The sequence below is a fragment of the Streptosporangium sp. NPDC006013 genome, assembly GCF_040614275.1.
Classification (GTDB): Bacteria; Actinomycetota; Actinomycetes; order Streptosporangiales; family Streptosporangiaceae; genus Streptosporangium.
The window spans coordinates 1-3470 of the sequence record NZ_JBEXUE010000734.1 but is presented as its reverse complement, the minus strand read 5'-3'; the positions used below and the strand labels follow the sequence as shown (position 1 = coordinate 3470).

Annotated in this window: 1 protein-coding gene; it reads right to left on the bottom strand. The window is 70.7% G+C overall.

Annotation, left to right across the window (positions count from 1 at the left end; all coding sequences use genetic code 11):
- Nucleotides 1–216: 216 nt before the first annotated feature.
- A complete protein-coding gene (locus ABZ260_RS48750) occupies nucleotides 217–3432 on the bottom strand; it encodes a PDZ domain-containing protein (protein WP_355632141.1) in 3216 nt (1071 codons plus the stop codon).
- Between the last annotated feature and the right edge of the window lie 38 nt (nucleotides 3433–3470).

The window sequence follows — 3470 nt, the reverse complement described above, 5'->3', positions numbered from 1 at the left end:
GTCGGCCCATGACGAATGGGCCACCAAAAATTGTACCCGTAACCGGGCCTCTCCCTGACCTTCGGTCGTCAAGCGCCCCTTACGCGTCACGGGGGCCGTGACACGGGATCCGCCACGGCGAGCCGGGTGGCCGGAAGAAGGACGGCAGACGGCCTCCAGGAGAACAATCGATTCGCTGGGCGGCCTGGCAGTGCCCGAGCCCGGGCCGGCTCGCGGTCAGCGGGAACGCCGGCGGGGTGGCAGACGCGGCACCACGAGCCGGGGGCGGGCCGCCGGGTTGGGGGTGTGCGGCGGCTGCAGGACCAGGCGCTCCAGGGCGACCTCGATCGCCCGGTCCAGCTGGGTGTCCACACCCGCCGCGTAGTCCTGCGGAGTGATGTCGACCTCGATGTCGGGATCGGTGCCGTAGTTCTCCACCCGCCAGCCCACGTCGTCGAAGGCGAAGGAGAACTCCGGCTGGGTGGTGACCGTCCCGTCGGCCAGGTGATGCCGGGGCCAGATGCCGATCACCCCGCCCCAGGTGCGCTTGCCGATCAGCGGGCCCAGGCCGAGCAGCTTGAAGGTGTGACTGAAGATGTCGCCGTCGGAGCCCGCCCACTCGTTGGCGATCGCCACCATCGGGCCGCGCGGTGACTCCTCGGGGTAGGGCTCGGGCACGCCCCAGCGGGGGAAGTTGTAACCCCGGCGGCGCCGGGCCAGCTTCTCCAGCAGCAGCGCCGACACGTGGCCGCCGCCGTTGAAGCGGACGTCCACCACGAGCGCCTCTCGGTCGTACTCGGTCAGGAAGCCGCGGTGGAACTCGGCGTAGCCCTCCGGGCCCATGTCGGGGATGTGCAGGTAGCCGATCCGGCCGTCGCTGAGCTCGTGGCAGCGGGCTCGGTTGGCCTCCACCCAGTCGCGGTAGCGGCCAGGCCGCTCGTCGTCGACGGCCTTGACGGTGACGGTCCGCCTTTCGTCCCCGCGCTGGATGGTGAGCTGGACCTCCTGATCGGCCTGGTTGACCAGCAGCTCGTCGGGGCTGACCTCGGCGCCGACGGGCTGGCCGTTGACGGCCAGCACCACGTCACCCGGCTGTACGTCCACTCCGAGGCGGTTGAGCGGCGAGGTCGCCTCGGGGGCCCACCGGTCACCACCGACGATCTTCGCGATCCGGTGGACGCCGTCCTCGAAGGCCCAGTCGACGCCCAGCTTGCCCTGCCGGTAGTGCGGCCGGGGCCGGTAGGCGCCGCCGCTCTCGTAGGCGTGCGAGGTGCCCAGCTCGCCAAGGAGCTCCCACAGCAGGTCGGAGAACTCCCCTCGGGTGGTGACCCGGTCGACCAGCGGCAGGTAGCGCAGGTAGACGCCGTCCCAGTCGAGCCCGGCCATGTCCTCGGTCCAGAAGTTCTCCCGCTGCAGCCGCCAGGCCTCCCTGAACATCTGCCGCCACTCGGCCTCGGGGCGGATGGACACCTTGACCCGGGACAGGTCCACCCATCCGCTCGTCCGGCCCGGTGTCTCGTCGCTCTCAGGCTCCTCGCCCGCCTTGACCACCCGCAGCCGCCTGCCCGCCTGGTAGAGCAACGTGCTCTGGTCACGGCCGAGCCGGAACTCCGACACGTCCCCGACCATGGTCTCCTGCTTCTGCTTGGCGAAGTCGTAGACGTGCAGGGTGCCTTCGGAGGAGTCGGCGTAGTCGTCACCGAGGCTGCCCTCGACGGGGAAGGTCAGGTAGACGGCCTTGCCCTTGATACCGGCGATGCCCTCGTAGCGGCCCTCGGGGACGGGAAAGCCGACGATCCGGTTCTCGATGCCGTCGAGATCGATGACCACCTCGGGCACCTCCTCGTCCTCGTTCTCGTCGTCGCCGCCGTCGTCGTCCGTGAGAGGCCGGGGCTTGGGGACGAAGGGAGACGTGACATCGGTGCGGAGCGCGATCGCGTAGGGACGGGAGCCCAGCGGGAAGCCCAGATCGAAGTGGAGCTCGTCGTAGACGGGATTGAAGACACGCCGGCCGATGAAGTAGAGGTAGTCGCCGCCCGGGTCAAAGGCGGGATGGGCGTCCCGCAGCACCGGCCGGGTGGCGAAGAAGGTCTCGCCTGTTTCGACCCGGCACAGTTTCACCGCCGTCGTCTGCGCGGTGTCCCGGCAGGCGTACGCGAGCCAGCGGCCGTCGGGGGACCAGGCCAGGTCCTCGATCGCGCCGAACACGCTGGAGTCGACGGTCCTGCCCCGTGCCAGAGCCTTTTTCCGCCTGGAGGTTCTGGGGGACTTCTCCGGTGTGAGGTCGACCAGGATCAGCTCGTTGCGATGGTTGGCCACCGCGACCAGGTCGGCCGCGGGGGAGACCTCCAGCGCGGTGGCGCGGCCGACCTCGAGGTGGTCGAGCCTGACGGGGTCGGCGGAGCCGTCGGCGGTGAGCACCACCAGCACCTCGCGGTCGCCCTCGTCGCTGGCCGCCGCCACGAGCCGCTCACCGTCGTTGAACCAGTTCAGCAGCCGGTAGCGCACCCCGTACAGCGCCCCGTGCTGGCGTACCGGACCCTCCCAGGCGGCGAAGGAGAACGCCTTGCCCCGGGTGGTGATGGCCAGGCCACTGCCGTCGGGGCTGAGCGTGGCGCTGTCCAGGAAGTTCTCGGCCGAGGCGAAGCGGCGATTGAGCTGGGTGCGCGAACTGCGCAGCCGTACCTCGATGGGGCGCGACTCGCCGTCCTCCACCAGGTAGAGCTCGGCCCCGGCGTGGTAGACCAGCCGGTGGCCGTCGCCCGACAGGTTGCGGGCGTAGTAGTCGGCGTGGTCGGAGTGCCTGCGCAGGTCGCCGCCGTTCGCGTCGCAGGAGTAGACGTTGCCCACGCCCTCGTGGTCGGAGATGAAGTAGACCCGGTCCCCGACCCAGCAGGGCGAGGCGAGATTGCCGGGAAGCGCGGTGAGCCGCCGGAACCGCCCGTCGTCGCCGGTCTCGATCCACAGATCGCCCACGGTGCCACCTCGGTAGCGCTTCCACCGGGCGGGGTCGGCGGTGTTGCGGCCGAGCACGATCCGCGGGCCGTAGGAGATGGTGTTGGCCGGGCCGTACGGCAGGAGCTCGGGCATCCCATCCGGTTCCACCCGGTGCAGCCAGCTGCGGCCGTCGAAGGGCTGGCCCTGGTCGCTGGCGTAGACGATGCCGCCGCCGGGATCCCAGCCGGTGACGCTGGACCGGGCGCCGTGGTAGGTCACCCGCCGGGCCGCGCCACCGTCGGCGGGCATCACGTAGACCTCTTCGGGCCCCTCCTCGCGGCCGACGAAGGCGAGCCGGTCGCCACCGGGGGAGAAACGCGGGTATCCCGCCTCGGCCACCCCGGCGGTCAGCCGGAAGGCCCGCCCGCCGCCGGCGGTGACCATCCACAGGTCGTCCTCGGCGGCGAAGACCACCATGTTGCCGAAGATCGTCGGAAAACGAAGGTAGGCGGGCATCGTGTCACTCCATGATCGGGCGACCGGGTTTCATGCCG